Origin of the sequence: Methylobacterium mesophilicum (assembly GCF_022179445.1) — a bacterium.
Lineage (GTDB): Bacteria > Pseudomonadota > Alphaproteobacteria > Rhizobiales > Beijerinckiaceae > Methylobacterium > Methylobacterium mesophilicum.
The window spans coordinates 148484-174046 of the sequence record NZ_BPQU01000007.1 but is presented as its reverse complement, the minus strand read 5'-3'; the positions used below and the strand labels follow the sequence as shown (position 1 = coordinate 174046).

The window sequence follows — 25563 nt, the reverse complement described above, 5'->3', positions numbered from 1 at the left end:
GACGCAAAGGGCCTCCGATGGGGGCCGTTCAGGAGAGAGAATGACCGCAGGTACCGCTCTGGGGCGTGGCCCGAGCCGCGATGATTTCGCCGCCCTCCTCGAGGAGAGCTTCCTCGAGCACGAGATCACCGAAGGGTCCGTCGTCAAGGGTCGCGTCGTCGCGATCGAGAAGGACGTGGCCGTCATCGACATCGGCGCCAAGACGGAAGGCCGTGTCGCACTCAAGGAATTCACCGGCCCCGGCCGGGAAGGCGAGCTGAAGGTCGGCGACGAGGTCGAGGTCTACGTCGACCGGATCGAGAACGCGCTCGGCGAAGCCGTGATCTCGCGCGACAAGGCGCGCCGCGAGGAGAGCTGGGTCAAGCTCGAGAAGTCGTTCGAGAACAACGACCGCGTCACCGGCACGATCTTCAACCAGGTCAAGGGCGGCTACACCGTCGACCTCGACGGCGCCGTGGCGTTCCTGCCGCGCTCGCAAGTCGACATCCGTCCGGTCCGCGACGTCACCCCGCTGCTCGGCACCCCGCAGCCGTTCCAGATCCTCAAGATGGATCGCCGCCGCGGCAACATCGTCGTGTCGCGCCGCACCGTGCTCGAAGAGAGCCGCGCCGAGCAGCGCTCGGAGCTGGTGGCCAACCTCGAAGAGGGTCAGGTCATCGACGGCGTCGTCAAGAACATCACCGAGTACGGCGCCTTCGTCGATCTCGGCGGCATCGACGGCCTGCTGCACGTCACCGACATGGCGTGGCGCCGCGTGAACCACCCGTCCGAGGTCGTCACCATCGGCCAGACGGTCAAGGTCAAGATCATCAAGATCAACCACGAGACGCACCGCATCTCGCTCGGCATCAAGCAGCTGCTCGCCGATCCGTGGGAGGGCATCGCCGCCCGCTACCCGGAGGGCGCCAAGCTCAAGGGCCGCGTGACCAACATCACCGATTACGGCGCCTTCGTGGAGCTGGAGCCGGGGATCGAGGGCCTGATCCACGTCTCCGAGATGAGCTGGACCAAGAAGAACGTCCATCCGGGCAAGATCGTCTCCACCTCCCAGGAGGTCGAGGTTCAGATCCTGGAAGTCGATCCGGTCAAGCGCCGCATCTCGCTCGGCCTCAAGCAGACCCTGCAGAACCCCTGGGAGGCCTTCTCCGAGAAGCACCCGGTCGGCTCCGAGGTCGAGGGCGAGGTCAAGAACAAGACCGAGTTCGGCCTGTTCATCGGCCTCGAGGGCGATGTCGACGGCATGGTCCACCTGTCGGATCTCGACTGGAACCGTCCCGGCGAGCAGGTCATCGAGGAGTTCAAGAAGGGCGACATGGTCCGCGCCCAGGTTCTCGACGTCGACGTCGAGAAGGAGCGGATCTCGCTGGGCGTGAAGCAGCTCGGCGGTGACCCCTTCGCCGAAGCCGGCGAGATCAAGAAGGGTCAGATCGTCACCTGCGAAGTCGTCGAGGTGAAGGATTCGGGCGTCGAGGTGAAGATCATCGACACCGACATGACCACTTTCGTCCGCCGCGCCGAACTGGCCCGCGACCGCGGCGACCAGCGCCCCGAGCGTTTCGCCGCCGGCGAGAAGTTCGATGCCCGGGTCGTGCAGTTCGATCGCAAGGCCCACCGCGTCCAGGTCTCGATCAAGGCTCTGGAAGTGGCCGAGGAGAAGGAGGCGATGGCCCAGTTCGGCTCCGCCGATTCCGGCGCCTCGCTGGGCGACATCCTCGGCGCGGCCTTCAAGAAGGCCCGCACCGACGACGAGTGAGACCCGACGGTTTCGCCGCCCGGCTCAGCCGGGCGGCGGCTTCGGATCAACGAAAAAGCCCGCGCGGGACACCCGTCCCGCGCGGGCTTTTTCATGCCGTTTGTGGCGGCGAAGTCATCGTCCAGCTCATCGGCATGGCTCCGAGCCCTCTGGATCGCACGACGTGATTGCAGGATGATGGAATGCAATCCTTGCCGTCCGGCTTCGGGGGTTGGGTCAATGCCGTCCATCACGATCCGCAATGTTCCCGATGCAGTGCATCGCGCCCTGCGCGCGCGGGCCGCTTTGCACAATCGCAGCACCGAGGCTAAAATCCTCAGCATCCTCGAACAGGCCGCTAAGCCCGAGGGCCGCCTGAAGCTCGGGTCACTGCTGGCGTCCTTCGCGCGCGACGCCGGCGGGATGACCGAAGCCGAAGTGGAGCACCCTCAAGCGTTGCGCGATCGGACACCGGCCGAGCCGACGCGCTTCGAATGATCGTCCTCGACACCGACGTGATATCCGAGCCCTGGACGGCCGAGCCGGATCCAAAGGTGGTCGCCTGGTTCGATGCACACATGGTCGAAACGCTCTACCTGTCCACGATCACCGTGGCTGCGCTGCGTTTCGGCTCGGCGACGATGCCGGACGGAAAGCGGCGCCGGATCAATCAGGAGCGTCTGGAACGCGAGGTCCTGCCCGCCGTCGCGGGGCGGATCCTGTCGTTCGATCTGGGCGCCTCCCAGGCCTATGCGGACCTGATGGCGCGGGCGCGGGCGGCCGGCAGAGCCATTGGCCGGGCGGACGGCTACATCGCTGCCACCGCCGCCGCGCACGGCATGATGGTCGCGACCCGCGACATCGGTCCGTTCGAGGCGGCCGGCCTGACCGTCATCGATCCTTGGAATGAGATGCCGTGAGGCGAAGGCGCCGACACTTTGCAAGACGCGTCATGCCCGGACGGTTTGCTCAATCGCCCGACGGCCCGGCTTGAGGGTCCGCGGGGTGCCACCGCATTTTCTTCGCGCGGCCCATATCCAGGTCCGCGGAAAATGCTCTAGAACACCGGCCTCGGGCGGCTCCGGCCGCGCGAGGCAAAGGAAACCAAGGACTTGCCCGGCGCGGGGCCTCGCCCCCGCACCCCGTCACGGGGCCGATCCGGGGAGGCGAAGGGAAGCGACCGCATGGCAGCCGACGCCGAACTGCTGATCGACCGTCGGCGCCTGCGCCGCAGATTGTCCCTGTGGCGGGTGCTCGGGATCGGCGGCCTGATCGTGGCGGTGGGCGCCCTGGGCTACCGGGTCCGGACCGGCCCCGACGGCGCCTTCGCGGTCCGCCCGCAGATCGCCCGCATCTCGGTCTCGGGCTTCATCGCCGGCAGCGAGTCGACCGCCAAGCTGATGAAGCGGGTCGGCGAGTCCGACGCCGTGAAGGGCGTGATCGTCTCGATCAACTCCCCGGGCGGCACCACCACGGGTTCGGAGGAGATCTTCCGCAACCTGCGCGCGCTCGCCGCCAAGAAGCCGCTGGTCGCCTTCGTGGACGGCACCGCCGCCTCCGGCGCCTACATCACCGCCATCGCGGCCGACCACATCGTGGCGCGCGAGACTAGCCTGGTCGGCTCCATCGGCGTCCTGTTCCAGTATCCAGACCTCTCGGGCCTGCTCGACAAGGTCGGGGTCAAGGTCGAGTCGGTGAAATCTTCGCCGCTCAAGGCCGAGCCGTCGGGCTTCACGCCGACCACCCCGGAGGCGCGCGCCGCCCTGGCCGCCGTGGTCGGCGACACCTACGCCTGGTTCAAGGGCCTGGTCGCCGAGCGCCGGGGCATGGACCCCGGCCAGCTCGCCGTGGTCTCGGACGGGCGGGTCTTCAGCGGGCGCCAGAGCGTGCCCCTGAAGCTGGTGGACGAGTTGGGCGGCGAGCGTCAGGCCGTCGTCTGGCTCGAGAACGACAAGGGCGTCCCGAAGGACCTGCCGATCAAGGATTGGAAGCCCAGCAAGGAGAGCGACTTCTCCCTTTGGTCGGCTGCCGGGGTCGGCGCGGACCTGCTCGGCCTCGAAGGGCTCGCGGGGCGGCTCCGCGCCGTCGGCGCCCAGGCCGAGACCGCCGGCGGCGGCCTTCTGGTCCTGTGGCGCCCGGAGCCCTGAGCGCCGCCGGACGAAGAAGTCCAGTCGCCCGCCCCGATCCCCCGAGAAGACCAGACGCCATGATCAAGTCGGAGCTCGTCCTCAAGATCGCCGAGCAGAACCCGCATCTCTACCAGCGCGACGTCGAGATCCTGGTCAACGCGATCCTCGACACCATCTCGGATGCGCTGGCCCGGGGCGACCGGGTGGAGCTGCGCGGCTTCGGCGCCTTCTCGGTCAAACGTCGAGAAGCGCGGCGGGGACGCAACCCGCGCACGGGCGCAGCCGTTGCCGTGTCCGAGAAGGCGATTCCCGTGTTCAAGACCGGGAAGGAGATGCGCCAGCGTCTCAACGCCGCCGGCATCGGCGAGAGTGCGTCGGCCGCCGAGTAGGAAGAGGTCTGTGAGCGCGATGATCCGTTTCCTGAAGAGCCTCGTGCTGCTGCCGATCGCCGCCCTGGTGATCCTGCTGGCGGTCGCAAACCGGGCACCGGTGCCGCTCTCGTTCGACCCGTTCAACGCGGAGGCGCCCGTCTTCAGCGTGAACCTTCCGCTCTACGCGATCCTGTTCGGCGCCGTGGCATTGGGCATCGTGGTCGGCGGCGTCTTCACGTGGCTCGGCCAGGGCAAGACCCGGGCGAACGTCCGCTACCATCGCCGCGAGGCGACCCGGTACGAGCGCGAGGCGAGCCGGCTGCGGGCCTACGCCCCGGACAGCGAGACGCAGGGCGGCGCCTACACGGTCCCCAATACCGGCCGCACTGCCCTGCCTGCGCCGCGCTGAGCGGAAGCGTTCAGCGGGCGGACCGAGCCGCGGCTACGAAGGCCGCGATCTTAGCCGGATCCTTGAGACCGGGGGCCGATTCGACGCCCGACGACACGTCCACGGCGCCGAGGCCGGTCCGGGCCAGCGCGTCCCGGACAGTGCCGGAATCCAGTCCCCCGGACAGCATGGTCCCGTCCGGCAGTTCGGCGCCTTCCAGAATCGTCCAGTCGAACCGGTGGCCATTGCCCCCGGGGAGCGCGGCGTCGGGCGCCGGCTTGGCATCCAGCAGGATCCGGTCCGCCACCCCGGCATAGGCCGCGATCGGCGCCAGGTCGGCCCGGGTCGCGACGCCGATCGCCTTCATCACCGGCCGGCCGGCGAGCGCCCGGATCGCCGCCACCCGGTCCGGGCTTTCGCGTCCATGCAACTGGATCAGATCCGGATCGACGGCCCCGATCGCAGCCCGCACCAGGGCGTCGTCCGGATCGACGAGAAGGATGACGCGGTCGGCCCGGCCGCGGGCTTGCGCCGATAACCGCGAAGCCTGTTCGAAGTCTACGTGGCGGGGACTTCGAAGAAAGTGGACGAGTCCGATCCAATCCGCGCCAGCCTTCAGCGCCGCTTCAAGCGTAGCGGGCGTGCTGAGCCCGCAGATCTTGACGCGGGCCGGTGACATCGGAGCGGACATGGGAGGGGTATAGCCGATCTAGTACAGGGTCGGCAGGTAGAGGTTCGGGATCGGGAACCCGCTGAACACCACCCGCCCGTTGACGAGCTTCAACGGCGGCAGGGCCTTGAGCGGCGCTGAATCGCCCTGCGACTCCCCCAGCTCGGGCCGCCGGCCCAGGCCCAGGAGGCCGCCCACGAGTTGGCCGACCAGCGCGCCCTTCTCCGAACCGAAGCGCTGGCCCACCACGCTGCCCACCAGGGCATCGACGCCGGCGGCCCGCAGGTCGAGCTGTCCGACGGGCCGGTGCGCGTCGTCGAGGGCGAGCGTGCCCTTCGCCTGGACGCGCTGGGCACCCTTGGCCAGCGAAAGCGCCGTCAGGTCGAGGGTGCCGCCGGCCTGGCGCCAGCGCTCGAGTTCCCGCGGCACCGGCCCGGTGCGCAGGATCGTCGCCTGGGTCAGCGTCGCATCGAGCGACAGGTCGGCGGGGGCGGGGTTGCCGGTGAGCGCGTCGAGCTGCGGAACGGCGGCCTGGGCGAGCCGCAGGCTTACGTCGACCGCGCCTTCGGACTCGAAGCGGCCGGGGGTCGGCCGCGCATGCATTTCGAGGTGCTGACCCGACACCGCGATCGGTCCGGGATCGGCGCCGGAAACCGTGACGTTCGGGTTGTCCACCACGAGCGAGGCACGGGTGAAGCCCTCCGACGCTCCGTGGACGCTCCCCTGGAGCTTGCTCCAGGCGGCATCACCGGTCAGCGCCCCCTGCTCGACATGGAACGGCCCGGCGCTCTCGAACAGGACCAGGCGGGGCTGGTAGACCTGAGCCACCGCGGTCGATGGACCGAGGCGGAAGCGGCCGTCGGACCGCTCCAACGTGACCGCGTTGCAGCGCAGCTCGATCCGGAACGGGTAACCGGTGAGGGAACGGTCGGCGCAGGTCCAGGTACGCCCTGCCGCCGCCTCGCGGGCCATCCAGCCGTCGATCTCGGTCGCCGCGCGTCCCCGGAGCCAGAACCACCCAGCCGACCACGCGATGACGATCAGTGCGAGCAGGACGTAAGGCAGGAACAACCCAAGCCGGAACCGTCGAGCGGTTCGTGCCAGGGAAGCCTGCGCCGCGCCGTCTGGCCGCGTCCGATCCTGCGTCATGCGTCCTGTTTCCCGTCCCCGCCCCGATCAGAGGGCTCGCAGACTCCGCCTTGAAGCCATGCACGGGGCAAAACTGGGGCAGCGCCGACATCGATCGACCGGTCGGCCGCCGATCCACGGCGGGGAACGCCGCTTCCGAAGCGGATCTCGCCTCAGACTTGGGCCGGCTCGATCGTGTCGAACCGCAGGTCGCTGACGATCGCCGCCCGCTCGGCTTCCCCCTCGGCGAGGCGATGCACGTGCAGCTCGGTGGCGCCGCTCCTCCGAACCCGGTCGAGCCAGGTTCTCCGGAGGTGGTCGCGCGGGCTCTCGTTGGAGGTCGCCACCGAGACCATCTCGGCGATGCCGGTATCGTCGCGCCGCACCGCGATCACGACCGCCTCCGCCATCTCGTCGAGGTCGAAGCCGCCGGCCGGATGGACCCCGACGACGTAGCGACGACCGGAATGCCCGCGCCAAGCCGAGAGCGGGAGGGCCGGCGTGCCGCGCAAGCCCGCGGTGGTCTTGAGGCGTTCTTCACGCACATCCTGTCTCCGCGTGCGATCGTCCTTCAGGTCGCGTAGCGCGGCCGACCAGGACAGGGCTCTTCTGTTCGCCATTTGTTCCAACCTACCGCGCGATATCCACAGGCGTCAAGCACAACGTTCCTGAGGAGGAATGTGGTATCGGGCCCGGTTATCCACAAGCGACGCGCGTCGGCTCAGCGCCGGCTCGGAGCCGTCGAGCCAGTCTGTTCAGGCCGGAATCGTCAGTGCCTCTGGGCCGTCGCCGCCGTGTGTCCGGCCGCGGTGGAGGCGGGCTGCTCCGCTCCTACGGTCGATCCCGCAGGGCCCGGCTCCAGAAGGGCGTTCGAGGCGGTCTCCAGCCGTTCCTGGGCGAGGGCCTGGAACTCCGGGCGGCCCATGCCCGGCGGAATGGGTTCGAGGAAGTGGATCACGGCGGTTCCGGGCCGGCGGATAAGGCTGTTGCGAGACCAGAACCGACCCGTGTTCAACGCCACGGGCACGCACGGCACCTTCAGAGCCGTGTAGAGGTGCGACAGGCCCTGCTTGTAGGCCGGCGGTGCTCCGACCGCACGGCGGGTGCCTTCGGGGAAGATGATGAGCTGGCGGCCCTCCTGGATCGCCGTGGCGGCAGCCGCATTCATCAGGCTCATGGCCCGGGCGCCCTTGGAGCGGTCGATCGCCACCATGCCGCTGCGGGACAGGTACCAGCCGATCAGCGGGATCAGCAGCAACTCACGCTTCAGGATGTAGGCGAATTCGGGGAACACGGTGCAGAGCGCCAGCGTCTCCAGGGCCGACTGGTGCTTGGCCGCGATCAGAAGCGGCCCCTCCGGGATGTTCTCGAGCCCGCGGAACTCGACCTTCATGCCGGCGACCACGCGCAGCAGCCACAGCGTCAGCCGGCCCCAGAGGCGGGCCAGCCGTAATACCGCGCGGCGGGAGACCAGCGTGGGCAGGCCGCCGAACGCCAGAAGCGTCGTCATGGCGTAGAAGCAGACGTTGAAGGCAAGTGAGCGCAGGGCGAGCATCGGAATCCGCTTCGTGGCGGTCCTCCTCTAGCGCGCAGAGGCGTCAGCGGCCAAGCGCGCCCGGTCCAGCATCTGGCCGAACGATCATTCGTCTCCGGCCTGCGCGGGACGCCGGGAGAACCCCGCGCCGCGCCCGGCAACCAGCCAGTAAACGAGGCCGGCGCTCGCACCGACGACGAACAGGATCAGCGTCAGGCGCGCTTCCGCGGCGAGAAGCCCTGGATCCGCGCCGGCCGCCGCCGGACGTACGCCGCCGCGGGCGAGCCAGGGGAGGGCGGCGGTCAGTATTCCGGTTCCGGCGCCGTACCAGAGCAGGCCGCGGCGCCCGAACACCTCGCCCGCGAACCCAACCAGGGCCGGTGGCACGAACAGGAGGACGAACAACGCCTGAGCGAGACCGGCGACCAGGAGAACCAGCGCCTCGGGCGGCAGGCCAGCCGAAAGGTCCGACAGGGCCATGTCGACGCCGGCGAGCGCACCGCCAGTGAGCCAGGCATTCGCCGTCGGGTCGATCAGCAGCGCCAGCACGAGGATCCCCGCGCCGGCCGGGACGGCCAGGAGGAGGGCGAAGGCTCCGAGAATCAGACGGCCGAGGAGGTGCATGGCACGCTCATACACCGAAGTTTGCGGACCCTCGCAAAAGAAGCCGCGCCCGCCGGTCAGGGTCGGGCGCGGCTTTGGAATGCGCGGCTCTCTGGATCGGACGGCCGGCGGGACGCCTCAGCCGTGGGCGGGGGCCGCCCCTCCGTGGTCACCGTGCGAGGACTTGCCCCGCAGGCGACCGAGCCAGAGCGAGAAGTGGCGGATCACGACGTAGAAGACCGGGGTGAGGAACAGGCCGAAGAAGGTCGCCCCGATCATCCCGAAGAACACCGCGGTGCCCAGGGCCTGGCGCATCTCGGCGCCGGGGCCGGTGGCGATCACCAGCGGCAGGGTGCCGAGGATGAACGCGAAGGCGGTCATCAGGATCGGGCGCAGGCGCAGCCGGCAGGCTTCCACCGCCGCCTCGACCGGGCCCCGGCGCTCACGCAGTTCGATATCGTGCGCGAACTCGACGATCAGGATCGCGTTCTTGGCCGCGAGGCCGATCAGCACGATCAGGCCGATCTGGGTCAGGATGTTGTTGTCCTGCCCCCGGAACTGCACCCCGGCGAGTGCCGCGAGCACGCCGGTCGGCACCACCAGCAGGATCGCCAGCGGCAGGGCCCACGATTCGTACTGCGCGGCCAGCACCAGGAAGACGAGGAGCACGCCCAGCGCGAAGACGGCGCCGGCGGTCCCGCTGGCGGCCTTCTGCTGGTAGGCGATCTCGGTCCAGTCGTAGGAATAGCCGTCGGGAAGCGCCTTCTTGGCGATCTCTTCCATGGCGGTCAGCGCCTGACCGGTCGAGACGCCGGGCTTGGCCACGCCCTGGATCGGGACCGAGTAGTACAGGTTGAAGCGCTGGACGATCTGCGGGCCGGTCACGTCGCGCACCGAGGCGAGGGTGCCCATCGGCACCAGCGCCCCCGTCGAGGAGCGAACCTTGATCTGCGAGATGTCCTGGATCGACGAGCGGTAGGCGGCATCGCCCTGCAGACGGACCTGGTAGATGCGGCCCAGGGTGTTGAAGTCGTTCACGTAGGTGCCGCCGAGATCCGCCTGGACCGACGAGAACACGTTGGCGAGCGGCACGTTCAGCATCCGCGCGATGGTGCGGTCGATGTCGAGGAAGAGCTGCGGCGTCGCGTTGTCGAAGGTCGTGAACACGCGCTGCACGTCGGCGCTCTGGTTCGCCTGGGCGATCACCTCGCCGGCCGCGGCCATAAGCGGCCCGATCTCCGAGGATTGGCGGCTCTCGATCTGCAGCTTGAAACCGCCGCCGTTGCCGAGGCCGCGGACCGGCGGCGGCGGGATCACGATCACCCGGGCTTCCTGGATGTCGGACGTCGCCTTGAGCACCTCGCCGGTGAGCACCGCGGCGCTGCGCCCCTCGCCGGCGCGTTCCTTGGCCCCGGTGAGCGTCAGGAACATCACGCCGGCATTTGTGGTGTTGGTGAAGGTCGCCCCGTCGAAGCCCGCGATGATGACGGCGTTGGCGATGCCTTTGACCGTCCGGGCCTGCTTGGCGGCGCGCAGCATCACGTCCGTGGTGCGGTCGAGCGACGAGCCGGAGGGAAGCTGGACGACGCCGATCAGGTAGCCCTGGTCCTGGTCCGGGATGAAGCCCGTCGGCGTCGTCTGCGCCAGGTGCAGGGTGCCGGCGATCACCGCGGCGTAGACCAGCAGCATCGCCCCGAGCCCGACGATCCCGCCGGTTAAGACACGGATCGAGCGGCCGTAGGCGTTCGACGTGGCGTCGAAGGCGCGGTTGAAGCCGTTGGCGAGCCAGTTCACGAACCGGGTCAGGAAGAACTTCGGCTCCTTGCGCGCGTGATGCGGCACGAGCAGCAGCTTACACAGCGCCGGGGACAAGGTCAGCGAGTTGAACGCGGAGATCAGGGTCGAGGCCGCGATCGTGAGCGCGAACTGCTTGTAGAACTGGCCCGAGATGCCCGGGATGAACGCCGTGGGCACGAACACCGCCGCCAGCACGAGCGCGATGGCGATGACGGCGCCGCCGACCTCGTCCATGGTCTTGTGGGCGGCATCGCCGGGCGAAAGCCCTTCGGCCATGTTGCGCTCGACGTTCTCCACCACGACGATGGCGTCATCGACCACGATACCGATGGCCAGCACCAGCCCGAACAGGGTCAGGTTGTTGAGCGAGAAGCCGAAGGCCGCCATCGCCGCGAAGGTGCCGATCAGCGACACGGGAATCGCGATCACCGGGATCAGCGCCGTGCGCCAGCTCTGCAGGAACACCAGCACCACGATGACCACGAGGCCGACCGCCTCGAACAGCGTCTTGTAGACCTCCTGGATCGACTCCTCGATGAACTCGGTCGGGTTGTAGGCGATGCGGTACTCGACGTCCGGCGGGAAGTTCTTCTTGACGACCTCCATCACCTGCTTGACCGAGCTTGCCGCCTCCAGGGCGTTGGTGCCGGGCCGCTGGAACGCGCCGATGCCGACCGCGGGCGTGTCGTTGAGGTACGAGTTGGTGGTGTAGTCCTTCTGGCCCATCTCCACGCGGGCGATGTCCTTGACCCGGACGAGGCGCCCGTCCTGGGCCTTGATGATCACCTCGGCGAATTGTTCAGGGGTCTTGAAGCGCGCCTGAGACTGGACCACGAGCTGGAACGCCTCGCCCTTGGCGGCGGGCGGGCCGTTGAGCTGGCCGGCCGCCACCTGCACGTTCTGCTCCTGCAGGGCCGTGGTGACGTCGGTGACCGAGAGGCCGTAGGCGGCGAGCTTGTTCGGATCGACCCAGATGCGCTCGGCGTACTCGTTACCGCCGAACACCGTGATGTCGCCGACGCCGTCGAGGCGCAGCAGTTCGTCACGGATGTTCAGGTAGATGTAGTTGGCCAGGTAGTTCTGGTCGTAGGTCTTGTTCGGCGAGAGCAGGTGCACGACCAGCATCAGGTCGGGCGAGGCCTTGCGCACCGTCACGCCGAGGTTGCGCACGTCCGGCGGCAGGCGCGGCTGCGCAACCGAAAGCCGGTTCTGCACCAGCACGTTGGCGATATCGAGGTTGGTGCCGACCTTGAAGGTCACCGTCAGCAGCATGTTGCCGTCGTTGGTGGACAACGACGTCATGTAGAGCATGTTGTCGACGCCGTTGACCTCCTGCTCGATCGGCGTCGCGATCGTGGCGGCCACGGTCTCGGCGTTGGCGCCCGGATAGGAGGCACGCACGGTCACGGTCGGCGGCACGATCTCGGGATATTGCGAGACCGGCAGGCTCTCGTAGGCCACGAAGCCGAGAATCAGGAAGATGATCGACGTGACGGACGCGAAGATCGGCCTGTCGACGAAGAAGTGGGCGAAACGCATCGGTCAAACCTCTGAGGCCCGCCGGTCACCCGGTCGGGGCCCTGCGTCGTCGGTGCGGCGCACGCGGCGCGGCGCGCACGAATGCAGTCGTGTCGAGCCGGTCAGGCTCACGTCTTGCTCGGGGGCAACTCGACCGTCTCCGGGGTGACCTTGGCCCCCGGACGGATGCGGGCGACGCCGTTGACCACGATGGTCTCGTCGCCCTTCAGGCCGCTGCGGATCACCCGGTAGCCATCGACCTTGGGGCCCAGCACCACGTCCTTCTGCTGGACCACGTTCTCCGGCCCGATCACGTAGACGATGCGCTTGTCCTGGTTGGCGGCGACCGCCTCGTCGGGAATCATCACGCCCTGGAACGGCTTGGTCGCCGGCATCGCGACGATGCCGAACAGGCCGGGCTTGATGAACTGGTCGGCGTTCGGGACGGTGGCGCGCAGCAGGATCGTGCCGGTGGCGTTGTCGACGCGGTTGTCGACGAAGTCGAGGGTGCCCTTGCGGGTCGGCTTCGCCTCGCCCGACAGCGCGATCATGATCGGCACGCCCTTGCCCTGCTGGGTCTGGCCCATGCCGATGCCGAGGCTGCTCTGGTACTTGAGGAACGACTTCTCATCGACCGTGAAGCTGAACCAGATCGGGTCGAGCGACACGATCGTCGTCAGCATGGTCTGGTCGGCGCTGACGATGTTGCCCTCGGTGACCAGCCGGCGGCTGATCCGGCCGTTGACCGGGGCCTTCACCTCGCTGAAATCGTAGTTGAGCTGCGCGTTGTTGAGCGCCGCCTGGGCGCTGTCCACGTCGGCCTGGGCGGTCAGCGAGGCCTGCCGGCGCTGATCGGTGACCTGCTCGGAGATGTTGCCGCTCCGCGACAGGGTCTGGGCGCGCTCGAGATCGGTCTGCGAGAACGACTGGCGCGCCTTGGCGGAGGCCAGGGCGGCCTGGGCCTGCTCGAGGGCCGCCTTGTAGGGCCGCCGGTCGATCACGAACAGCAGGTCGCCCTTCTTCACGGTCTGGCCGTCCATGAAGTTGATCTTTTCCAGGTAGCCGGTGACCCGGGCCCGGACCTCGACGTAATCGATCGCGTCGAAGCGGCCGGTGTACTGGTCCTGCTCGACGATCTCGCGCACCACCGGCTTGGCCACGGTGACCTTCGGCGGCGGACCGCCGGGCGCCTGGGCGTACGCGGTCTGGGCGAGCGGCCCCGCGAACAGGAAACCGGCCGCGAGACCGGAGAGCACGGGGAAGAGGCTGGAAAGCCGGCTGCGCATCGGGTCCTGCTGTCCGTTGGCCGACCCGTCGGTCGAACCGAGCTTGACGATGTGTCCTTGTCAGACGCGCCGTACCCTACGCGCCCGATTGCTCATTGTGCGAGAGCGCACATCGCGGCCCGGGACGGCCGGATTGTTTCGGCGGGCTACTCGATTGCTTCGCCTGCGGCGTACCAATCCTTGAAGCCGCCCTTGTAGTGCTCGGAGATGTCGACGCCCGCCTTCTGGGCGGCCATCAGCGCGTGAACCGAGCGGACGCCCGACCCGCACGACAGGACCGGCCGGCGGCCATCGGCCGCGATCAGGGCGGCCACGGCCTGAGGATCGAACGTGGACAGCGGATGCAGGACGGCGCCGGGGATGTGCCCGGCCTCGTATTCGTGGTCTTCGCGCACATCGATGACCAGCATCGTGCCGTCGCTCAACCCGCGTTTGACCGTTTCACGATCGAGGTCGACCACCTGCATTGGCGGATCTCCGTTCCGTCCACCCTGTGCCAGCCCTATGGACTGACGCTTTCCCTTATTCGTCAGGGCGGGGCCGCGCAACTCGCGGCGATCGGCCCGGTCCCGTCAGAGCGCCGCGAGCGTCGGGCCGACCGCCGCGAAATGTGCGTCCCAGGTCGGCGGCACGTAGCCGTCGAGGCGCCCGGCGAGCTCCGCGCGCAGGGTGGCGTCCGGCCGGGCGAGTTCCGCGATGGCGTCGGCCCAGCCAGGCCCATCGAGGGGATCGCGGAACAGCGCGAAGCCTTCGGCAATCTCCCTGTGCACGGGAATATCCGAGGCCACCACCGGAAGACCGGAGGCCGCCGCCTCGACGATCGGGATGCCGTAGCCTTCGGTGAACGAGGGCATCAGCAGCGCGGTGCAGCTGCGGGTCAAAGCCGCGAGGCCGTGCGTGGAAAGCCCCGTCACCTCGACCGCGTGGGCGCGCACGCCGGGGCAGCGTTCCAGCATGTCGATCGCGCTTTCGGCCTCCCAGCCCCGGCGCCCGACGACGACCAGGCGAGGCGTCGCGGCGCCGTACCGCTCGGCGAGGCGTCGCCAGAGCTGGAACAACAGCAGGTGGTTCTTGCGGGATTCGATCGTGCCGCAGACCAGGAAGGTCGGCCGGTCGGGCTGGAGGCGCGGCCCCGCGCGCCCGAAGGCGGGCTCGACGCCGAGATGGCCCACCGCCACGGGCGGCCGGCCAAAACCCTCGGCGGTCAGATGGTCGAGGGTGCGGGCGCCGGTATCGGCGGAGTTGACCAGGATCGCGGCGGCGTGCCGGCCGATCGTGCGCATCCGGAGCCGGTGCCGGTCGGCCTCGCCGGCACGCCCGTATTCCGGATGGGTGATCGGGATGAGGTCGTGGACGAAGAACGCCGCGCGCACGTCGCGCCGGTCGTAGAGCCAATCGAATCGGCGCGGGTTGTCGAGGCGCAGGTGCGATGTGTGCAGGTAAAGCGCGTCGCGGGGCAGGGCGGCGAGCGACCGGCCGCGCGCGGCGATGTCGGCCGCGGTCCGGGCCTGGATCCGACGGCGCTGCACACCCTCGACCGGGGTGGCCTGCGCAGGCGGGGCGGAGGCCAGCGGCGCGCCGAGCCGCGCTGCGAGACCGCGATAGACCGGATCCGAGAGCGCGTCCCGGTCCTCGACCCAACCCGCCGCCACCGCCTCGACGATGGCGAAGGCGCGCTCCCGGTCGAGTACCCGCGGTCCGTAGGCGGTAGAGACCACGCCCACGGCCGGTCCGGGCTGCCCCAGATAGAAGCGTGCGTAGGCGAGATCGACCCGGTCGATCCCCGACGGGCTGGCATGGCGCAGCCGTGTGACGAGGCGCGTGAGATCGAAGGCAATCGGTCGGTCCGTCATGGTCCTCGACAGCGTGGCGCGAGCGTTGGGCGCGATGAGACGCGGAGCGGAGGCTTCCCGTAACCGCCCCGGCGGGAGACGGCCAGGGTCGCCGATCCGGCATCGAGGGCTTGCGCGGGCGCAGCGCGGCGGCTAAGAGCGCCGTGCCCATGTGGCGTCGGAGTGTAGCGCAGCCCGGTAGCGCACCTGTCTGGGGGACAGGGGGTCGTCGGTTCAAGTCCGGCCACTCCGACCATATCGGCTTCGCCCATCGCGAATACGAGCACGCGGGGCAACATCCTTAAGCATCCGGGTCCGCGACGTCGCTGTTCTCGCGCGTTCGGGCGATCAGTCCGGCGGAGCGTAGGCCGAACCGTCAGCGGCTCGGGCCGGCTCGTCCACGTAGCGCCCGTTCTTGGGAACGGCGACATTGTCGAACGTGTCGGCCAGGGCGTGGAGCGCCCGCCGCATCTCGGCTCCCTGCAAAGGACGGCCGTGACCCGTGATGACCCGCTCGGGTTCGAGGGCGGCGAGCGCCCGGACGGAGTGGCGCGCAGCTTTCCAGTCGAGGGTCAGGTACATGGGCGGCCCATGCAGCTCCGGCTCCTGCATCGCCACCGCATAGGCCGATTCCTGCGCCGTGGTGACGAAGGCATCGCCGACGATCAGGGTGCGGTCGGCCTCCCGCCAGAACGAGACGTGACCCGGCGCGTGGCCGGGCGTGTGGATCCAGCGCCAGCCAGCCATCGGTGGAACGGACCCGTCAGCCGGCAGATCCTGCAACCGATCGGACACGTCGACCGGCCGCGTCGGGAACAGCGGCGACAGGCGGCCCAACAATCCGCCGCCGACGCTCGGATCCGGGGTGGGGTAGGAGGCGCTGCCGTCGAGATACGGGCGCTCCAGCGCATGCGCGAAGATCGGGACGTCCCACTCCGCGGCGAGATCCTCCAGCACGCCGACATGGTCGAAATGGCCGTGTGTCAGCACGATCGCGGCAGGCCGTGCGCCCGCACCGAACCGTGCTTCCGCGGCGGCCTTGATCGAGCCCTTCGCGCCCATCACGCCCGCATCCACCAGCACCCAACCGCGGTCGCCAGACCCGGGGGCGCCGACGAACACGGTGTTGACCAGCACGAGCCGCCGATATGCCACGTCGCCCGTGACGGCGTGGGTGAAATCGTCCCGCTCGGCATCACGGGCCGGATCATCGGCGCGGGCTTTGGGATCGACCGGGATCTGCTGGGCCATGTCGGGCGGCTCCCCTGCCAGGTGCCCGAGCAGGCCGGCATCGAGGGACCCGCTCAAGTCATTGCGACGGCAACGATTCTCACGCTGCGGCCTCAGCGGCTCGGGCGTCGGATGCGTCGGCCGCTCCTGTATCGCAAACCGGGGTTCCCGAGGCAGGTTCCCGGTCCGCTGTGGCGTCCCCCTCGCCGCAGCGGCTTCGCGCACGGCCTGGCGTACCCCATATTGCAACGATCGACGCACCCGTCGCAGGTTCGAGCATGGCACCGAATCCCGTCGCCCTCATCGCCTCCGCCGCCATCGTCACCCTGGTCGCCACGGGAACGGGGGCGATCGTCCTGCAACAGGGATCGCAGTTCAGCCATCCGCGCCGCGTCGGTGGCGCCTTCGCGATGGCGGATCTCGACGGGCGCCCGGTGAGCCAGGCGGACCTGCGCGGCAAGCCCTCGGCCCTGTTCTTCGGCTTCACCCATTGCCCGGAGGTCTGCCCCACGACGCTGTCCACCCTGTCCGGTGCGCTCGGCCGCATGGGGCGTGACGCAGACCGGCTGAACGTGGTTTTCGTCACCCTCGACCCGGAGCGGGACACGCCCGACAGCCTGCGGGATTATCTCACCGCGTTCGATCCCAGGATTCGCGGTTTCGTCGGCACGCCCGACCAGGTCGCCCGCATGGCCGACGCCTACCACGTCGCCTACAAGCGCGTCCCGGTCCCGGGCGGCGACTACACGATGGAGCATTCCGCCACAGTCGGCCTGTTCGACAAGACCGGCCGCATGGTCGGCGAGATCGGCTACGGGGAGGACGAGGACCGCACGCTGTCCAAGCTGATCACGCTGGCCCTGCCGGGCCAGTGCGCTCCCGGTGGCGGCGCGGCGCTGTGGGAGACCAACGGTCCGACCAACGCCTGCGGCCCGCGAAGCTGAACCTCAGCCGGCTGAGCCGTCAATGGCGCGCTCATTCCAGCGTGACTAGAGGACGCGGCGGGTCGTCGGAGGGGCGATTCCCGGAGGTTTCAGCTTGATCACGCGACGCGCCCTGACCGCCGTAGGCCTGCTGGCCCTCTCGCCGCTGGCGCGATCCGCCGAGGCCGCACCAGGCGGTCCGCGCCTGGCGCCGCCGGAGCCGATGGATTTCGAACGCCTGAAGGATCTGGCGCGCACGCTGCGCGATCGTCCCTACATGCTGCCCCCCGAGACCCCCCCGTCGCCGACCCTCGACGCGCTGACCTACGGACCGCTTCAGGAGATCCGCTACCCGCCAGCGCACGCACTGTTCCCGGAGAGCCCGTACCCGGTCACCTTCTTCCACCTCGGCAACTTCTTCCGTCACCCGGTGAAGATCTTTGCGCTGGAAGGCGGCCAAGCCCGGGAAGTGCTGTATTCCCGCGATCTCTTCGCCTACCCGCCCGGCAATCCCGGCAAGGACCTGCCCGACGGCTCGGGCTTTGCCGGCGTTCGCTTCCAGAAGGTCGCGGCAGGCCGGCCCGGTGACGACGGCGACTGGCTGGCATTCCTCGGCGCCTCCTATTTCCGCGCCGCCGGTGACGGCGCGCAGTACGGAGCCTCCGCTCGGGGCATCGCCATCGATACGGCAGCGGGGCCGGGGAAAACGGAAGAATTCCCGGTCTTCACGCGCTTCTACGTCTCCCCCGCCGCGGACGGGGCGGTTTCGGTGCTGGCGCTCCTCGAAGGTCAGAGCCTGACCGGGGCCTACCGGTTCACCGCCCGGAAGGAGCCGCACGTGGTGATCGACGTCGCCTGCACTCTGTATATCCGCAAGGCGGTCGAGCGGTTCGGCGTTGCGCCCCTGACCTCGATGCTCTGGTATTCGGAGGGGATGAGCCGGTTCCTCGCCAGCGACTGGCGGCCCGAGGTGCACGATTCCGATGGCCTGCTGATGCAGACCGGCGCCGGCGAGATGATTTGGCGCCCGCTCAACAACCCGCCGCGCCTCAGCGTCAGCGCCTTCGCGGATGCGTCGCCGAAGGGCTTCGGGCTGCTCCAGCGCGACCGGGCGTTCGACACCTACATCGACGACGGCTTCGAGGAGAACCGCCCCCACATCTGGGTCGAGCCGCAGGGCGATTGGGGAAAGGGCAGCGTGCAGCTGATCGAGATTCCGACGCACCAGGAGACCGACGACAATATCGGCGCCATGTGGGTCCCGGCCGACCCACCCGCCGCGGGTGCCGAGCGCAGCTTTGCCTATCGCCTGCACTGGCCGGTGACCGAGCCGGTCGCCACCGATCTCGCCCGCTGCGTCGCGACCCGGGCGACCAAGGCGTCCTGGCTGTCCGACGCGGACCGGCGGCCGGGCCGGGCGAACCTCGTGCGCCAGTTCGTCCTGGAGTTCGAGGGTGCGGCCCTGGCCGGTCTCGACCCGGAGAAGGCGCAGGTGGCCCTGACGCTGTCCCGGGGCAGCGCCGAGGAGGTCGGGGCGACCTGGGCGCCCTACGGCAAGCCAAGCCCCTGGCGGGTCTTCCTGAAGGTCTACGCCGAAGGGCCGCAGCCGATCGAGATGCGGCTGCAACTCAAGAGTGGGGACCGCCTTCTCTCAGAGACCTGGGCATACCAGTATTATCCTGAGGCGCCCGGGACCGTATTGTAGGCGGCGCGACCGGGCGCATTGCCGGCGCAGGCCGGCTGCCTCTAGAAGGTCGAGCCCCGGCCGCACCCGCCGGCTTGTCCCATCGCCCGCATCCGAGGCCGTCATGAACGGCGAACGACCGCCCGGCACCGATCTGCCCGACGCCCTGACTCGGCTGCTGAGAGCGCCCAAGAGCGCGATCTGGCCGACGCCCGAGGATCGGGATCGCCTGCGCCTCGGTCGCCAGCGGCCCCGGCAACCGAGCGGGGCCGTGTTGGGCGTCTGGATCTGGGCGATCCTGTACAATGTGATCGGCTTCGCGATCCTCGCGACCCTCTGGCGGACGATGCACTGACCGATGAACGCATTCCTGTCGACCCGGCCCGGATCACGCCGCGCCATCCTGTCCGTCCTGCTCGCGGCGAGCCTGACCTCCGTGCCGGCCCGGGGGCAGACGCCCGAGAGCGCCCTGAACGCCGATGACGGCACCGGGGCGGTGAAGGTCTGCGCGCCCGTAGCGATGCCGCGCTGGCGCTCGATGATCCCGGCCCCGAAAACCTGGACCTTCCTGGACTGCATGGGCTTCTCGGGCGAAATGGGCGCCAGCCACTTCCAGCTCGGCTGCCTGTTCGCCAACGTCACGCCGCACGCGCAGAAATACGCCTGGGGACCGGTGGTTGCGATCGAGAAGGCCGCCTTGGCCAAGCCGCAGCCGCCCATGCCCAATTGCGGATGGTGACACGCCGGTCCGGCTCAGGTCGGACGCCCCCACACGAATCGGTATCGGCCGATCGACCGCTGAATCCGCGCGGATGAGATCGGCGCCATACCTTGCATTTGATCGATCCGCGAAACCCTTGTCTCTCGAGTTCGTGCGATGCTCCGCGGGAGGAGAGCCCACGATGATCGACGCGCTTCAGACCGCGACCGCCGGCATGACCCGGGCCACCGACCGCCTCGGGAATGCCGCGCAGCGCATCGCGGAAATCGGGGTGCCGGCCGGGGATGCCGCGCTGCCGCCCGCCGCGCAGGTCGATCTGTCGAGCACCGTCGCGGATCTGATCGGGTCGCGGACATCCTTCGCGCTGAACGCCGCGGTGGCGCGCACCGCCGACCGCATGAGCGGCCAACTGCTCGACATCACCGCCTGAGGGCCGTGCGACAACGCGCTCACTCGGCCGGTGCCGAACGGCGCGGGCCGATCGCGGGGGCCGCCAGGAGCGCCAGGATCGCGGCGGCGGCGAACAGCAGCCCGACGCCGATCGCGCGGTACGCGACCACGCCCAGGAGGCCCCCGCCGGAGAACGCGCCAACCGTCATCAGGTGGAGCCGCAGCTTGTCGGGGTCATGGCGTTTCGCCAACGGGTCGCCGGCCCTGCGGTCCAGCCAGCGCGCGAGTTCGATCCCGATATCGGTGATCATTCCCGTGACGTGTGTGGTCCGCACCCGGGCATCCGTGATCTTCGTCACCACGGCGTTCTGCAGGCCCAGGACGAAGCTGAGGCCGAACACCAGAGCCTCGCCCCGCGCCGGCTCGGCCAGTGGGAGTGCGATCAGACCGATCGCCGCAAGCAGGAGGGCTTCGGCCCGGATGCCGTAGGCGTAAGCCCCGGAGGGGGCGTGGCGCCGGCGCCGGCGAATCAGCAGGGTCGAGGTCGCGGCGCCCAGCACGAAGAGCACGACGAGGAGAAGCGCCTGGGCGGCGAGGATCAGGTCGCCGGTCCCGGCTCGGTCCGAGATCGCCGAAACGTTGCCGGTCATGTTCGAGGCGTAGAATCCGACCGCGTAGAAGCCCGCCGTGTTCAGGGCGCCGGCCACAGCCGCCAGGGACCAGGACAGGGTCAGGTCGGCATCGCGGGTGCGCGTCTCGCCTTCATGGACAAGCATGGAATCGCCGATGCCGTTTGGATCAGTCCGGATTGAGTCGGTGATCGTACCCGACCCGCCCGCGATCGGGTACGCGACCGCGGCGCAGTAGTGCCCTGCGTCGCGTTTCCGGACCAAGCGCCATCGTAGACGGCCGACCGAGCGGGACGAGACCATTCCGATGCCATTGCACACGAAACGATCCCGACATCACCGTCAGGGTCGCCCGCCGGGATCGTCGCACCGTCCCATCCTCACCAGCCGCGGTCGTACCGACCGTAGCCGCCTTCGTCGTCGCAATCCGCCTCGTCTCGCCAGCGGCGGTGACCGTAGCCCACCGGGACGCGCTCGTAGGTGACAACGCGCCGCGTGGCGTAGACCGGCTCGACGGCGTCGTAGGCGCGGTAGATCGGGCGCGGCCGGACCACCACGGGGATCGGCCCGTAGCCCTCCTCCTGGATGCCGTACGCGTGGCCGTACCCCGGCGCGGCCTGGGCAGCCGCACCGATCAGGGCGCCGGCCGCCAAGCCACCGATGATCCCGGCCACGACGGCACCACCGCCGCGCGCCTCGGCGGCCGTGGATGCGAGGGTCCCCGCGCCGATCAGCGCGGCGGCCGAAAGCACAGCGATCCGTTTCATGATCTGACTCCGAATGAAGCGCGGGATCACCGGGGCGATCCCGATCACGGAGGACAGAATGCCTCGGCGTCGCTGCATCGGCGCTGAAGTCCGGCTGCAGCCAACGTTCAGCTTTCAGCCTCCGCGGTGATCATCGGCGCCTCTCGGACGTAGCCGCGCGAGATCAGGCGGCTGCGCTCGCGCGTCCGGCGCTCGGCATCCATCAGGTCGGACAGGGCGTCGGCGATGGCGCAGCGGAGCGCGATGCCGGCATCGCCGCCGGCAAAGCCGAGATAGGCGCGGCTGATCGCGTCGACCGGGCAGGCATGGTCCTTCTGTGCGGCAAGCGCCTGGGACAGCATCGGGGCTCCTTCGTCACGCCCTGGAACGAAGAGAGAACAATTCATAAGGGTTAACGCTTCGTCAACGCCAAGAGGAGCACGGTCATGAGCCTGGGCAAACCCTGTGGATAACGGGGATCAGGATGCCCGGGCGCTGTGGAGAACCCTGTTCATTCCGGAAGGCGCGGGAGGCGCTCGCCGTCCTGGGGAATCGGGTAGCGCGCCGTGTTCAGATCCATGGCGAGCAAGGTGTAGTAACCCGAGATGGCGGCCAGATCGACAATACCAGGGTTCCCGAACCGAGCCTCGGCCTGGGCGTAGGTCGCATCCGAGACGCGCCGGGTATCCTGCAGTTCGGTCGTGAAGTCGTACACGATCGTCTCGTCCTCGCTCATCCGGGCCGGCCGGCGCCCATCGCGGATCGCCGCGACGATCTCCGGGGCGATGCCGGCCTTCTCGGCGATGGGTGCGTGGACATACCACTCGTAATCCTGCGTCCAGCGCCGGGCCGTGAGCAGGATCACCAGTTCCGACAGCGTCGTGCCGATCTTCGGTTTGAAGCGCAGGTAGTCGCCCATCGCGCGGGCGAAGGTCATCACCTCGGGCGAGTGCATCAGCGGCTGGAAAGGGCCGAACGGCGGCTTGCCGCGGGCCTGCTCGAACGCCTCGGCGGCCTGCCTCTGCTCAGGCGTATAAGCCTGCGGCGGAATGGTCGGCAGGCGCTCCTCGGCCGCGATCGAGAGGGTGGGGAACAGGGCCGCGAGCGCCAGGGCGCGGGCGGCGGGGCGGATGCGCATCGTTTCACTCCCGGATCGTTGCGCGTACGTTCACCCCTGCCTGCGGCGCCGGCCAGGGCAGGGGGCGGCCGATCGGTGTCGATCGCGCCTCGGCGTCACGTGTGAGCGCCGGGCGGTTGCGCCCCGCGCCGGACCGGGCCATCAGCGGAGGCGATGGCCGGTCCAACCTCCGCGCTGCCGATCGAGGCCGCACTCCCCGAACTGCGTCGGGTGCTATCCGCCCGGAATGCCGCCGTCCTGGTGGCGCCCCCCGGCGCCGGCAAGACCACGCGCGTCCCCCTCGACCTGCTCGACGCCCCCTGGCTTGAGGGACGCAAGATCATCCTCCTGGAGCCGCGCCGCCTGGCGGCCCGAGCCGCCGCCGCCCGGATGGCGCAGACCCTGGGCGAGCCGGTCGGCGAACGGGTCGGCCTGCGGGTGCGGCTCGGTTCGAAGATTTCGGCGCGGACCCGGATCGAGGTCGTGACCGAGGGCGTGTTCACCCGCATGATCCTCGAAGACCCGGAACTCGCGGGCATCGGCGCGGTGCTGTTCGACGAGTTCCACGAGCGGTCCCTCGACGCCGATCTGGGCTTGGCCTTCGCGTGCGACGCGCAGGGCGGTTTGCGTGAGGATCTGCGGATCCTGGTCATGTCCGCGACCCTGGATGGCGCCCGCGTCGCGCGGCTGCTCGGCGACGCCCCCGTGGTCGCGTCCGAGGGCCGGGCTTTCCCGGTGGAGACCCGGTACGCCGAGCGCGACCCGAACCGGCGGATCGAGGATTCGGTGGCCGAGGTCACGCTGCGCGCGCTCCGGGCCGACCCGGGTTCGGTGCTGGTGTTCCTGCCGGGACAAGCCGAGATCCGCCGCACCCACGACCTCCTGGCCGACAAGGTCGGGCCGGAAGTCCAGCTCGCCCCGCTCTACGGAGCGCTCACCCCGGCCGAGCAGGACCGCGCCGTCGCGCCGGCGCCGGCCGGTACCCGGAAGGTCGTGCTGGCCACCAGCATCGCCGAGACCTCGCTGACCATCGAGGGCGTCCGGATCGTGGTCGATTCCGGCTTGGCCCGCGTGCCGGTCTACGAGCCGGGGCTCGGCCTGACCCGGCTGGTCACCGCCCGGGCGTCGCGGGCCTCGGTGGACCAGCGCCGGGGGCGGGCCGGGCGGACCGAGCCGGGTCTGTGCTGGCGGCTGTGGTCGGAGGCCGGCACCAATGCGCTGGAACCGTTCACCCGTCCGGAGATCCTGTCCGCGGACCTCGCCGGAATGCTGCTCGACTGTGCCGCCTGGGGCGTGACCGACCCGGGCACGCTTGCCTTCCTGGATCCGCCGCCCGCCCCGGCGCTCACGGAGGCCCGCACCATGCTGGCCGCCCTCGGGGCGCTCGACGCCGACGGTCGCCTGACCGAGGTCGGCACGCGATTGCGCGCCCTGCCGCTGCCGCCCCGGCTCGCCCGGATGGTGACGGTGGCGGCCGGAACCGGCCACGCCCGCGCCGCCGCGGATCTCGCGGCGGTTCTGGTCGAGCGTGGGCTGGGCGGCGACGGCATCGACCTCGACGAGCGGGTCGAGCGCTTCCGCAGGGACCGCGGCGCCCGGGCCGCGGATATGCGCCGCCTGGCCCAGAACTGGGCTCGGATCGCGGGCGGGCCGCAGACGGACGCTTATAGCACCGCCGGCCTGCTGCTCGCCCTGGCCTATCCGGACCGGGTCGCCCGCGCCCGGGGACGGGAGGGCGAGTTCGTGATGGCCAGCGGCCGCGCCGGCCGACTCGACCCGGCGAGTCCGCTCGCCCGGGAGACCTTCGTGGTCATCGCCGACTTGGCCGGCGCCGCCGGCAACGCCCGCATCCTGGCGGCGGCGGCCATCGGTGCCGACGCGATCGAGCGGCTGTTCGCCGACCGGATCGAGGCGCGCACCGAGGTCACCTTCGATCCGCAGGCCGCCGCTCTGCGCGCCAGAGCGGTCCGGCGCCTGGGTGCGGTCAGCCTCGGCGAGCGGCCGCTGACTGTCCCGGCCGAGATCGCGTCCGCCGAGATTCTCGCCCGCGGCCTTGTCGGCCTCGGACTCGACCGCCTGCCCTGGACGCCGGCCCTGTCGCAATGGCGGGCCCGGGTGCAGTTCCTACATGCCGCCGAGGGCGATACGACGTGGCCGGATCTCTCCGACGCCGCCCTCGGGGCGAGTGCCGCAGCTTGGCTGGCGCCGGCGCTCGTCGGACGCAATTCCCTCGCGGCGATCACCCCGGACGACCTCGGCGGCGCCCTCCAGGGCCTGCTGCCCTGGCAACTTCGCAGCCGCCTGGATTCGGAGGCGCCGACCCATGTCGAGGTGCCGACCGGCTCGCGCATCCCGATCGACTACACCGAGGCCGAGCCTGTGCTGGCGGTCCGGGTGCAGGAATTGTTCGGCCTGGACCGCCATCCCACCGCGGGCGGCCGGCCCCTCGTGCTGCACCTGTTGTCGCCGGCACATCGCCCGATTCAGATCACCCGGGATCTGCCGGGCTTCTGGCGCGGTTCCTGGGCGGCGGTGCGCGCTGAGATGCGCGGGCGCTACCTGCGCCATCCCTGGCCGGAAGACCCGCTGGCCGAGGCGCCGACCCGGCGCGCCAAGCCCCGCGGCACGTGAGCTTCGGCAAGCCCGATGCCCGTCAACGACGAGATGGACGAGACCCGATGGCGATTGACCCGACACCCATCGATCCTGCATCCGAGGGCTGGGCGTTGGTGGAGGATGCGGGCTTCATCGCCCACGTCGGCCCCCTCCATATCCGCGCCGCGGACGGCGCCTACGCGTTCCGTGCGGAGCAGAAGCACGCCAACCTGATCGGCGTGGTCCATGGCGGCATGCTGATGAGCTTTGCCGACCGCGCCCTGGGCGAGACAGCGATGCGGGCCGCCGACGGCGCCAACTGCGTCACGATCCAGCTCGAGATGAAGTTCGTCGATGTCGGCCGCCTCGGCGACTGGCTCACCGTGCATCCCGGGGTGGTGAAACGCACCGGCTCCCTGGTGTTCATGCGCGGAGAGGTTCGCCAGGGCACGCGCCTCGTGGCGACAGCGGACGGCGTTTGGAAGATCCTGCGACGCAAGCCCGGTTGATCGAACCACGGTCCCAGTCATACTGCCGAGA

Annotated in this window: 27 protein-coding genes and 1 tRNA gene; 14 read left to right on the top strand and 14 right to left on the bottom strand. The window is 69.8% G+C overall.

Features of this window, described 5'->3' with window-relative positions:
• Positions 1–40: 40 nt before the first annotated feature.
• From rpsA to MFF40_RS10445, 6 genes are all read left to right on the top strand, one after another.
• A complete protein-coding gene (gene rpsA, locus MFF40_RS10470) occupies positions 41–1753 on the top strand; it encodes a 30S ribosomal protein S1 (protein ID WP_238260313.1) in 1713 nt (570 codons plus the stop codon).
• Positions 1754–1972: 219 nt separating this feature from the next.
• Complete coding sequence (locus tag MFF40_RS10465) at positions 1973–2230, top strand: FitA-like ribbon-helix-helix domain-containing protein (protein ID WP_238260312.1); 258 nt, start codon at positions 1973–1975, stop codon at positions 2228–2230.
• Entirely contained in the window at positions 2227–2652 is a 426-nt protein-coding gene (locus tag MFF40_RS10460) for a type II toxin-antitoxin system VapC family toxin (protein ID WP_238260311.1), read from the top strand. Before MFF40_RS10465 ends, MFF40_RS10460 begins: the two co-directional genes overlap by 4 nt.
• 264 nt (positions 2653–2916) lie before the next feature.
• On the top strand, positions 2917–3879 hold the full coding sequence (gene sppA / locus MFF40_RS10455; RefSeq protein WP_238260310.1) for a signal peptide peptidase SppA: 963 nt from the start codon (positions 2917–2919) through the stop codon (positions 3877–3879).
• Positions 3880–3938: 59 nt separating this feature from the next.
• Positions 3939–4250 (top strand): integration host factor subunit beta, encoded by a 312-nt coding sequence (locus MFF40_RS10450; RefSeq protein WP_091785957.1) that lies wholly within the window; start codon positions 3939–3941, stop codon positions 4248–4250.
• A 19-nt stretch (positions 4251–4269) separates the two neighbouring features.
• Positions 4270–4641 (top strand): LapA family protein, encoded by a 372-nt coding sequence (locus tag MFF40_RS10445; protein ID WP_147898454.1) that lies wholly within the window; start codon positions 4270–4272, stop codon positions 4639–4641.
• Between the two features lie 10 nt (positions 4642–4651).
• On the opposite strand, the gene MFF40_RS10440 is transcribed toward MFF40_RS10445, so the two are convergent.
• The 9 genes from MFF40_RS10440 to MFF40_RS10400 form a co-directional block, all read right to left on the bottom strand.
• Positions 4652–5299, bottom strand: a complete 648-nt coding sequence (locus tag MFF40_RS10440; protein ID WP_238260332.1) for a phosphoribosylanthranilate isomerase — start codon at positions 5297–5299, stop codon at positions 4652–4654.
• A gap of 30 nt (positions 5300–5329) precedes the next feature.
• On the bottom strand, positions 5330–6439 hold the full coding sequence (locus MFF40_RS10435; protein WP_238260309.1) for a DUF2125 domain-containing protein: 1110 nt from the start codon (positions 6437–6439) through the stop codon (positions 5330–5332).
• A gap of 152 nt (positions 6440–6591) precedes the next feature.
• A complete protein-coding gene (locus MFF40_RS10430; RefSeq protein ID WP_147853722.1) occupies positions 6592–7038 on the bottom strand; it encodes a hypothetical protein in 447 nt (148 codons plus the stop codon).
• A gap of 149 nt (positions 7039–7187) precedes the next feature.
• The gene (locus MFF40_RS10425) at positions 7188–7973 is read right to left on the bottom strand and encodes a lysophospholipid acyltransferase family protein (protein ID WP_238260308.1); all 786 of its coding nucleotides are present in this window, start codon (positions 7971–7973) and stop codon (positions 7188–7190) included.
• An 84-nt stretch (positions 7974–8057) separates the two neighbouring features.
• Positions 8058–8576, bottom strand: coding sequence for a hypothetical protein (locus MFF40_RS10420; protein WP_147898451.1), 519 nt, complete (start codon positions 8574–8576; stop codon positions 8058–8060).
• Between the two features lie 117 nt (positions 8577–8693).
• On the bottom strand, positions 8694–11891 hold the full coding sequence (locus MFF40_RS10415; RefSeq protein WP_147853723.1) for an efflux RND transporter permease subunit: 3198 nt from the start codon (positions 11889–11891) through the stop codon (positions 8694–8696).
• 107 nt (positions 11892–11998) lie between these two features.
• The gene (locus MFF40_RS10410; protein ID WP_147898452.1) at positions 11999–13156 is read right to left on the bottom strand and encodes an efflux RND transporter periplasmic adaptor subunit; all 1158 of its coding nucleotides are present in this window, start codon (positions 13154–13156) and stop codon (positions 11999–12001) included.
• A 146-nt stretch (positions 13157–13302) separates the two neighbouring features.
• On the bottom strand, positions 13303–13623 hold the full coding sequence (locus tag MFF40_RS10405) for a rhodanese-like domain-containing protein (protein ID WP_147853725.1): 321 nt from the start codon (positions 13621–13623) through the stop codon (positions 13303–13305).
• 105 nt (positions 13624–13728) lie between these two features.
• Positions 13729–15009, bottom strand: a complete 1281-nt coding sequence (locus MFF40_RS10400; protein WP_147898453.1) for a glycosyltransferase family 4 protein — start codon at positions 15007–15009, stop codon at positions 13729–13731.
• A gap of 158 nt (positions 15010–15167) precedes the next feature.
• Between MFF40_RS10400 and MFF40_RS10395 the strand changes: the two genes are divergently transcribed.
• A tRNA-Pro gene (locus tag MFF40_RS10395) sits at positions 15168–15244 on the top strand.
• A gap of 92 nt (positions 15245–15336) precedes the next feature.
• Here the strand turns inward: MFF40_RS10395 and MFF40_RS10390 are convergent.
• Positions 15337–16239, bottom strand: a complete 903-nt coding sequence (locus tag MFF40_RS10390; RefSeq protein WP_238260331.1) for an MBL fold metallo-hydrolase — start codon at positions 16237–16239, stop codon at positions 15337–15339.
• 257 nt (positions 16240–16496) lie between these two features.
• Between MFF40_RS10390 and MFF40_RS10385 the strand changes: the two genes are divergently transcribed.
• The 5 genes from MFF40_RS10385 (at position 16497) to MFF40_RS10365 (ending at position 19976) form a co-directional block, all read left to right on the top strand.
• Entirely contained in the window at positions 16497–17162 is a 666-nt protein-coding gene (locus MFF40_RS10385) for an SCO family protein (protein WP_147897511.1), read from the top strand.
• Positions 17163–17256: 94 nt separating this feature from the next.
• Positions 17257–18846, top strand: a complete 1590-nt coding sequence (locus tag MFF40_RS10380) for an OpgD/OpgG family glucan biosynthesis protein (RefSeq protein ID WP_147897510.1) — start codon at positions 17257–17259, stop codon at positions 18844–18846.
• A 103-nt stretch (positions 18847–18949) separates the two neighbouring features.
• On the top strand, positions 18950–19180 hold the full coding sequence (locus MFF40_RS10375) for a hypothetical protein (RefSeq protein ID WP_147854962.1): 231 nt from the start codon (positions 18950–18952) through the stop codon (positions 19178–19180).
• A 3-nt stretch (positions 19181–19183) separates the two neighbouring features.
• Complete coding sequence (locus tag MFF40_RS10370) at positions 19184–19564, top strand: hypothetical protein (RefSeq protein ID WP_147897509.1); 381 nt, start codon at positions 19184–19186, stop codon at positions 19562–19564.
• Between the two features lie 163 nt (positions 19565–19727).
• Positions 19728–19976: a flagellar protein gene (locus MFF40_RS10365; RefSeq protein ID WP_147897508.1), complete on the top strand. Its 249-nt coding sequence runs from the start codon at positions 19728–19730 to the stop codon at positions 19974–19976.
• Positions 19977–19995: 19 nt separating this feature from the next.
• On the opposite strand, the gene MFF40_RS10360 is transcribed toward MFF40_RS10365, so the two are convergent.
• The 4 genes from MFF40_RS10360 to MFF40_RS10345 all read right to left on the bottom strand — a co-directional run bounded on the left by MFF40_RS10360 (position 19996) and on the right by MFF40_RS10345 (position 22449).
• Positions 19996–20712 (bottom strand): YoaK family protein, encoded by a 717-nt coding sequence (locus tag MFF40_RS10360; RefSeq protein WP_238260307.1) that lies wholly within the window; start codon positions 20710–20712, stop codon positions 19996–19998.
• A gap of 233 nt (positions 20713–20945) precedes the next feature.
• Positions 20946–21332, bottom strand: coding sequence for a hypothetical protein (locus MFF40_RS10355; RefSeq protein ID WP_238260306.1), 387 nt, complete (start codon positions 21330–21332; stop codon positions 20946–20948).
• A 107-nt stretch (positions 21333–21439) separates the two neighbouring features.
• Positions 21440–21673 (bottom strand): hypothetical protein, encoded by a 234-nt coding sequence (locus tag MFF40_RS10350; protein ID WP_147854958.1) that lies wholly within the window; start codon positions 21671–21673, stop codon positions 21440–21442.
• A gap of 149 nt (positions 21674–21822) precedes the next feature.
• A complete protein-coding gene (locus MFF40_RS10345) occupies positions 21823–22449 on the bottom strand; it encodes a carboxymuconolactone decarboxylase family protein (RefSeq protein WP_147897506.1) in 627 nt (208 codons plus the stop codon).
• A 153-nt stretch (positions 22450–22602) separates the two neighbouring features.
• On the opposite strand from MFF40_RS10345, the gene hrpB reads away from it, so the two are divergent.
• On the top strand, positions 22603–25059 hold the full coding sequence (gene hrpB, locus MFF40_RS10340) for an ATP-dependent helicase HrpB (RefSeq protein ID WP_238260305.1): 2457 nt from the start codon (positions 22603–22605) through the stop codon (positions 25057–25059).
• Positions 25060–25106: 47 nt separating this feature from the next.
• Positions 25107–25532, top strand: a complete 426-nt coding sequence (locus MFF40_RS10335) for a PaaI family thioesterase (RefSeq protein WP_147854033.1) — start codon at positions 25107–25109, stop codon at positions 25530–25532.
• Positions 25533–25563: the final 31 nt, after the last annotated feature.

What these genes read in the sequence shown, in the direction of transcription:
- MFF40_RS10445 (WP_147898454.1), top strand. Translation starts at nt 4,270, where the DNA reads ATGATCCGTTTCCTGAAGAGCCTCGTGCTGCTGCCGATCGCCGCCCTG.
- MFF40_RS10335 (WP_147854033.1), top strand. Translation starts at nt 25,107, where the DNA reads ATGGCGATTGACCCGACACCCATCGATCCTGCATCCGAGGGCTGGGCG.
- MFF40_RS10460 (WP_238260311.1), top strand. Translation starts at nt 2,227, where the DNA reads ATGATCGTCCTCGACACCGACGTGATATCCGAGCCCTGGACGGCCGAG.
- MFF40_RS10345 (WP_147897506.1), bottom strand. Translation starts at nt 22,449, where the DNA reads ATGCGCATCCGCCCCGCCGCCCGCGCCCTGGCGCTCGCGGCCCTGTTC.
- MFF40_RS10405 (WP_147853725.1), bottom strand. Translation starts at nt 13,623, where the DNA reads ATGCAGGTGGTCGACCTCGATCGTGAAACGGTCAAACGCGGGTTGAGC.
- MFF40_RS10410 (WP_147898452.1), bottom strand. Translation starts at nt 13,156, where the DNA reads ATGCGCAGCCGGCTTTCCAGCCTCTTCCCCGTGCTCTCCGGTCTCGCG.
- sppA (WP_238260310.1), top strand. Translation starts at nt 2,917, where the DNA reads ATGGCAGCCGACGCCGAACTGCTGATCGACCGTCGGCGCCTGCGCCGC.
- MFF40_RS10365 (WP_147897508.1), top strand. Translation starts at nt 19,728, where the DNA reads ATGATCGACGCGCTTCAGACCGCGACCGCCGGCATGACCCGGGCCACC.
- MFF40_RS10355 (WP_238260306.1), bottom strand. Translation starts at nt 21,332, where the DNA reads ATGAAACGGATCGCTGTGCTTTCGGCCGCCGCGCTGATCGGCGCGGGG.
- MFF40_RS10400 (WP_147898453.1), bottom strand. Translation starts at nt 15,009, where the DNA reads ATGACGGACCGACCGATTGCCTTCGATCTCACGCGCCTCGTCACACGG.
- MFF40_RS10415 (WP_147853723.1), bottom strand. Translation starts at nt 11,891, where the DNA reads ATGCGTTTCGCCCACTTCTTCGTCGACAGGCCGATCTTCGCGTCCGTC.
- MFF40_RS10360 (WP_238260307.1), bottom strand. Translation starts at nt 20,712, where the DNA reads ATGCTTGTCCATGAAGGCGAGACGCGCACCCGCGATGCCGACCTGACC.
- MFF40_RS10385 (WP_147897511.1), top strand. Translation starts at nt 16,497, where the DNA reads ATGGCACCGAATCCCGTCGCCCTCATCGCCTCCGCCGCCATCGTCACC.
- MFF40_RS10375 (WP_147854962.1), top strand. Translation starts at nt 18,950, where the DNA reads ATGAACGGCGAACGACCGCCCGGCACCGATCTGCCCGACGCCCTGACT.
- MFF40_RS10430 (WP_147853722.1), bottom strand. Translation starts at nt 7,038, where the DNA reads ATGGCGAACAGAAGAGCCCTGTCCTGGTCGGCCGCGCTACGCGACCTG.
- MFF40_RS10350 (WP_147854958.1), bottom strand. Translation starts at nt 21,673, where the DNA reads ATGCTGTCCCAGGCGCTTGCCGCACAGAAGGACCATGCCTGCCCGGTC.
- MFF40_RS10390 (WP_238260331.1), bottom strand. Translation starts at nt 16,239, where the DNA reads ATGGCCCAGCAGATCCCGGTCGATCCCAAAGCCCGCGCCGATGATCCG.
- MFF40_RS10450 (WP_091785957.1), top strand. Translation starts at nt 3,939, where the DNA reads ATGATCAAGTCGGAGCTCGTCCTCAAGATCGCCGAGCAGAACCCGCAT.
- MFF40_RS10440 (WP_238260332.1), bottom strand. Translation starts at nt 5,299, where the DNA reads ATGTCACCGGCCCGCGTCAAGATCTGCGGGCTCAGCACGCCCGCTACG.
- MFF40_RS10465 (WP_238260312.1), top strand. Translation starts at nt 1,973, where the DNA reads ATGCCGTCCATCACGATCCGCAATGTTCCCGATGCAGTGCATCGCGCC.
- MFF40_RS10370 (WP_147897509.1), top strand. Translation starts at nt 19,184, where the DNA reads ATGAACGCATTCCTGTCGACCCGGCCCGGATCACGCCGCGCCATCCTG.
- hrpB (WP_238260305.1), top strand. Translation starts at nt 22,603, where the DNA reads ATGGCCGGTCCAACCTCCGCGCTGCCGATCGAGGCCGCACTCCCCGAA.
- MFF40_RS10435 (WP_238260309.1), bottom strand. Translation starts at nt 6,439, where the DNA reads ATGACGCAGGATCGGACGCGGCCAGACGGCGCGGCGCAGGCTTCCCTG.
- MFF40_RS10425 (WP_238260308.1), bottom strand. Translation starts at nt 7,973, where the DNA reads ATGCTCGCCCTGCGCTCACTTGCCTTCAACGTCTGCTTCTACGCCATG.
- rpsA (WP_238260313.1), top strand. Translation starts at nt 41, where the DNA reads ATGACCGCAGGTACCGCTCTGGGGCGTGGCCCGAGCCGCGATGATTTC.
- MFF40_RS10420 (WP_147898451.1), bottom strand. Translation starts at nt 8,576, where the DNA reads ATGCACCTCCTCGGCCGTCTGATTCTCGGAGCCTTCGCCCTCCTCCTG.